At 49.1% G+C, this 6085-nt stretch carries 2 tRNA genes and 3 rRNA genes; all 5 read left to right on the top strand.

What is annotated here, in order from left to right:
* Positions 1-716: 716 nt before the first annotated feature.
* Positions 717-2246, top strand: a 16S ribosomal RNA gene (locus ACYU7Z_RS16455).
* 131 nt (positions 2247-2377) lie between these two features.
* Positions 2378-2455 (top strand) — tRNA-Ile (locus ACYU7Z_RS16450).
* Between the two features lie 10 nt (positions 2456-2465).
* Positions 2466-2539 (top strand) — tRNA-Ala (locus ACYU7Z_RS16445).
* Positions 2540-2896: 357 nt separating this feature from the next.
* Positions 2897-5778, top strand: a 23S ribosomal RNA gene (locus tag ACYU7Z_RS16440).
* Positions 5779-5926: 148 nt separating this feature from the next.
* Positions 5927-6038, top strand: a 5S ribosomal RNA gene (gene rrf / locus ACYU7Z_RS16435).
* Together the 16S, 23S and 5S rRNA genes with 2 tRNA genes alongside form the textbook arrangement of a ribosomal RNA operon.
* Positions 6039-6085: the final 47 nt, after the last annotated feature.

Genomic DNA, 6085 nt, shown 5'->3' with positions numbered 1-6085 from the left:
GTTTGGCCGCGACGGCTGTGCTGCCTATCTTTGCGTCCGCTTTTTGACAGGACGGTTTGCGGTACATTTCTCCCCTTTATTTCTTTGACGAAATTTTAGAAGAAAAATCTTGAAAAAGATTTGGAACGGTGGGTTGTGGGGGTGTATCTTTGCCGTCCGCTTTGAAAGAACGGAGTTGCTCTTTAAGTAGTTGGTTTCTAGTTAGTTAAGCGGGTTTCGGTTGGAAGAAATTTTCTAAGAAAATCGAAATAAAGTTTGGCTGGTAACGCTGGGTCTTCTATCTTTGCACTCCGCTTCTGAAAAAGGCGGTTAGCTCTTAAAAATACTGGTTGGATGGTTTTGAGACGGCGGTTGATTCTTTGGAAAAGATCGGGAAGTTTTAAAAATAAATTTGGCCAGAATGCACGAGGCTCTTACCTTTGCACTCCGCTTCGAAAAACGGGGCGCTGCAAGCGGGTTGAGTTCTTGGAAAAAGTTGGGTGAGATGCTTGGTAGTCAAGCGGTCTGCGGTTCGAAACCGGATCATCTGCGAAACAGTCGGGAAGTAGTAATACGGAATGATTGAAGTTCTTTGAAAGAAGGGAAAGCAACAGCAAGTAAATTTATTTACTGCTATGTATAATAGGTAAGGTGAATATGCGAATAAAATTCGACACAATGACTCGAACAATTTTCGAACTGAGAATTTTCTAGTCAGGAAGTCAAACAACACATTTACAATGGAGAGTTTGATCCTGGCTCAGGATGAACGCTAGCGGCAGGCTTAATACATGCAAGTCGAGGGGCAGCATGGTTGTAGCAATACAACTGATGGCGACCGGCAAACGGGTGCGGAACACGTACACAACTTACCCGGGACTGGGGCATAGCCCTCCGAAAGGAGGATTAATACCCCATAAGATAGTAAAGTGGCATCACTTAGCTATTAAATCTCCGGAGGTCCTGGATGGGTGTGCGGCTGATTAGGTAGTTGGCGGGGTAACGGCCCACCAAGCCTTCGATCAGTAACTGGTGTGAGAGCACGACCAGTCACACGGGCACTGAGACACGGGCCCGACTCCTACGGGAGGCAGCAGTAAGGAATATTGGTCAATGGACGCAAGTCTGAACCAGCCATGCCGCGTGAAGGATGAAGGTCCTCTGGATTGTAAACTTCTTTTATGGGGGACGAAATCTACGTTTCTACGTAGTCTGACGGTACCCTAGGAATAAGCACCGGCTAACTCCGTGCCAGCAGCCGCGGTAATACGGAGGGTGCAAGCGTTATCCGGATTCACTGGGTTTAAAGGGTGCGTAGGAGGGCAGGTAAGTCCGTGGTGAAATCTCTGAGCTTAACTCGGAAACTGCCATGGATACTATCCGTCTTGAATGCGGTGGAGGTGAGCGGAATATGTCATGTAGCGGTGAAATGCTTAGATATGACATAGAACACCGATTGCGAAGGCAGCTCGCTACACCTGCATTGACTCTGAGGCACGAAAGCGTGGGGATCAAACAGGATTAGATACCCTGGTAGTCCACGCCCTAAACGATGGATACTCGACATACGCGATACACTGTGTGTGTCTGAGCGAAAGCATTAAGTATCCCACCTGGGAAGTACGACCGCAAGGTTGAAACTCAAAGGAATTGGCGGGGGTCCGCACAAGCGGTGGAGCATGTGGTTTAATTCGATGATACGCGAGGAACCTTACCTGGGCTAGAATGCAGTCTGACCGTGGGTGAAAGCTCATTTTGTAGCAATACACAGATTGTAAGGTGCTGCATGGCCGTCGTCAGCTCGTGCCGTGAGGTGTTGGGTTAAGTCCCGCAACGAGCGCAACCCCCATCACTAGTTGCCATCAGGTAACGCTGGGAACTCTAGTGAAACTGCCGTCGTAAGACGCGAGGAAGGAGGGGATGATGTCAGGTCATCATGGCCTTTATGCCCAGGGCTACACACGTGCTACAATGGGACGGACAAAGGGCTGCCACTTAGCGATAAGGAGCCAATCCCAAAAACCGTCTCTCAGTTCAGATCGCAGTCTGCAACTCGACTGCGTGAAGCTGGAATCGCTAGTAATCGTATATCAGCAATGATACGGTGAATACGTTCCCGGACCTTGCACACACCGCCCGTCAAGCCATGGAAGCCGGGTGTACCTAAAGTCGATAACCGCAAGGAGTCGCCTAGGGTAAAACTGGTAACTGGGGCTAAGTCGTAACAAGGTAGCCGTATCGGAAGGTGCGGCTGGAATACCTCCTTTTTAGAGCTTAGCTCACCAGATGTTTCTTCGGAGACACACTATTTAGGTAGCGCGCTTGTTGTTTTCCTTTTTCTTTCAATTTTATTGTTCTTTACAATGGAACCCGTAACTACGGGGGCTACAAACCAAAGAGATCCGTAGCTCAGCCTGGTTAGAGCACTACACTGATAATGTAGGGGTCAGCAGTTCAAATCTGCTCGGGTCTACCAACGAAAGGCCGGGGGATTAGCTCAGCTGGCTAGAGCACTAGCTTTGCAAGCTAGGGGTCATCGGTTCGACTCCGATATCCTCCACAGGGAAGTGATGTTGGGTTAGTGAGGATGATGTTTTGTTAGTTCTTTTCTTTCTTTCTTTTAGATGCGGCATCCGCAGGGATGGCCTACACCTGGCGAACAGGTAACATCTGACAAAAGCCGCCCACGGAATGGTGGTTGAGTAAAAGGTGATCTGCCTTATGAGTGTCTACTCATTACTGGTTACTGCTTCCTCATCCTCCTGGTGGACCGGGAAGTTCTTTGACATATTGGAATCAAAAAGTTGTTAATCGTGATGAGTAATCACACGATCACATAGGATAATAGATCAGTAAATTAGTAATAATGGATGGTCTTTTCTGAAGTGGTCGGGTAACAAATACAATTTCTAAATTTTTTAAAGCAAGTAAGGGCACATGGTGGATGCCTTGGGTCTGAGAGGCGACGAAGGACGTGGTAAGCTGCGATAAGCCAGGGGGAACTGCACACGAGTATTATATCCCTGGATCTCCGAATGGGACAACCCAGCACGCTGAAGGCGTGTTACACCGCAAGGTGAGCCAACCCCGGGAACTGAAACATCTAAGTACCGGGAGGAAAAGAAAATAAATAATGATTCCCTGAGTAGTGGCGAGCGAAACGGGAAGAGCCTAAACTTGAGGAGCGTGCTCCTTGAGGGTTGTAGGACTGCATTTAGAAAGAGTCATCAAGCGGAACCTTCTGGAAAGTGGGGCCATAGAGCATGAAAGCTGCGTACGCGTAAATTGACTTGGACGAGCAGTATCCTGAGTAGGGCGGGACCGGAGAAATCCTGCCTGAATCTGCCAGCACCATCTGGTAAGGCTAAATACTCCTCAGACACCGATAGTGAACCAGTACCGTAAGGGAAAGGTGAAAAGCACCCTAAACAAGGGAGTGAAATAGTACCTGAAACCGTGTGCCTACAAGCGGTCGGAGCCTTAGTAATAGGGTGACGGCGTGCCTTTTGCATAATGAACCTACGAGTTACTCCTCACTGGCGAGGTTAAGTTCTTAAGTAACGGAGCCGTAGCGAAAGCGAGTCCGAACAGGGCGTTTAGTCAGTGGGGGTAGACGCGAAACTTTGTGATCTATCCATGGGCAGGCTGAAGGTGTGGTAACACACGCTGGAGGGCCGAACGCGTAAACGTTGAAAAGTTTTGCGATGACCTGTGGATAGGGGTGAAAGGCCAATCAAACTGAGAGATAGCTCGTTCTCCCCGAAATGTTTTTAGGAACAGCGTCGCATTTTAGAAGTTTATGAGAGGTAGAGCTACTGATTGGGCTAGGGGGCTTCACCGCCTACCAAACCCTGACAAACTCCGAATGCTCATAAATATCTGCGGCAGTGAGGCTGTGGGCGCTAAGGTCCATGGCCGAGAGGGAAATAACCCAGAATAACAGCTAAGGTCCCTAATACGTAGTTAAGTTGATCAAACGAGGTGAGGTTTCTATAACAGCCAGGATGTTGGCTTGGAAGCAGCCATTCATTTAAAGAGTGCGTAACAGCTCACTGGTCGAGAGACCTTGCACGGAAAATAATCGGGCATCAAACTACGAACCGAAGCTTTATGTTGCACACTACGTGTGTATACGGTAGGGGAGCATTGAAGCAGCATCGAAGGTGTACGGCGACGTATGCTGGAGCGGCTTCAAAAGAAAATGTAGGTATAAGTAACGATAAACAAGGTGAAAAACCTTGTCGCCGAAAGTCTAAGGGTTCCTGATCAACGTTAATCGGATCAGGGTTAGTCGGGTCCTTAGGAGAACCCGAAAGGGGTATCTGATGGAAAACTGGTTAATATTCCAGTACCCGCATTAGTTTCGATGGGGTGACGCAGTATTGAAAGTTCCTCGCACTTACGGAATAGTGCGATTAAGGTTGTAGCTATAGGTTCTCCAGGTAAATCCGGAGAGTCTGGCAAAGACTGAAAGTACACCAAGGCTTCGGCTACGGTGAGTGAACCTAAAAGCTGCCGAGAAAAACCTCTAAGGTTAGGCTAATGCGGCCCGTACCGCAAACCGACACAGGTAGACGGGAAGAATATTCTCAGGCGCTCGGGTGAGCCGTGGAGAAGGAACTAGGCAAATTGACGCTGTAACTTCGGGATAAAGCGTCCCTACTTCGGTAGGGCACAGTAAAATGGTTCAACCAACTGTTTAACAAAAACACAGGGCTCTGCAAAATCGCAAGATGACGTATAGGGCCTGATACCTGCCCGGTGCTGGAAGGTTAAGGAAGGATGTTCGGGGTAACCCAAAGCTTCTGACTGAAGCCCCAGTAAACGGCGGCCGTAACTATAACGGTCCTAAGGTAGCGAAATTCCTTGTCGGGTAAGTTCCGACCTGCACGAATGGTCTAATGAGTTGAACACTGTCTCCTCCACGAGCCCGGTGAAATTGTAGTATCGGTGAAGATGCCGGTTACCCGCCACGGGACGGAAAGACCCCGTGAACCTTCACTACAACTTTGCATTGATTCTGAGCAACCGATGTGTAGGATAGTTGGGAGACTGTGAAGTGGCCTCGCCAGGGGTCATGGAGTCATCGTTGAAATACCAACCTTCGTTTGCTTAGGGTCTAATCCCCGAAATGGGAAACAGTGCATGGTGGGTAGTTTGACTGGGGTGGTCGCCTCCTAAAAAGTAACGGAGGCTTGCAAAGGTTCCCTCAGTACGGTTGGTAATCGTACGAAGAGCGCATCAGTATAAGGGAGCTTGACTGTGAGACAGACGCGTCGAGCAGGGGCGAAAGCCGGCTGAAGTGATCCGGTGGTTCTGTATGGAAGGGCCATCGCTCAAAGGATAAAAGGTACTCCGGGGATAACAGGCTGATCTCCCCCAAGAGCTCATATCGACGGGGAGGTTTGGCACCTCGATGTCGGTTCGTCACATCCTGGGGCTGGAGAAGGTCCCAAGGGTTCGGCTGTTCGCCGATTAAAGTGGCACGTGAACTGGGTTCAGAACGTCGCAAGACAGTTCGGTCCCTATCTGTGGTGGGCGCAAGTAAATTGAGAGGACATGACCTTAGTACGAGAGGACCGGGTCGTACGTACCGCTGGTGTATCTGTTGTGCCGCCAGGTGCAGCGCAGAGTAGCTATGTACGGACAGGATAAACGCTGAAAGCATCTAAGCGTGAAACCTTCCTCAAGATGAGTTTACTTTTAAGGGTCGTCAGAGACGATGACGTTGATAGGCTACAGATGTAAAGCTAGTGATAGCAAAGTCGAGTAGTACTAATTGCCCGTACGCTTTAATTTTTATTATTACCTCCGGTTAGCAACGATTCCAATATGTCACCTTATTTGCCTCCCCACCCCCTCCCACGGAGGGACGAAGGAACGGCACGCATCATTAGCGTAATCAGTAGCGAATAACTCATTATTCCTTACTCATTACTCATCGAATTATGGTGGTTTTGCCGAGGGTGTTCACCTCTTCCCATCCCGAACAGAGAAGTTAAGCCCCTCATGGCCGATGGTACTGCACCAACATGCGGGAGAGTAGGTAGCCGCCATATTTATTACAAAATCAGCCCCACAGTAATGTGGGGCTTTTTTTATGCGC

It is taken from the genome of Flaviaestuariibacter terrae (genome assembly GCF_054777635.1).
Note: the sequence above shows the minus strand (reverse complement) of the source record. Positions and strands in the feature narration are given on the sequence as shown.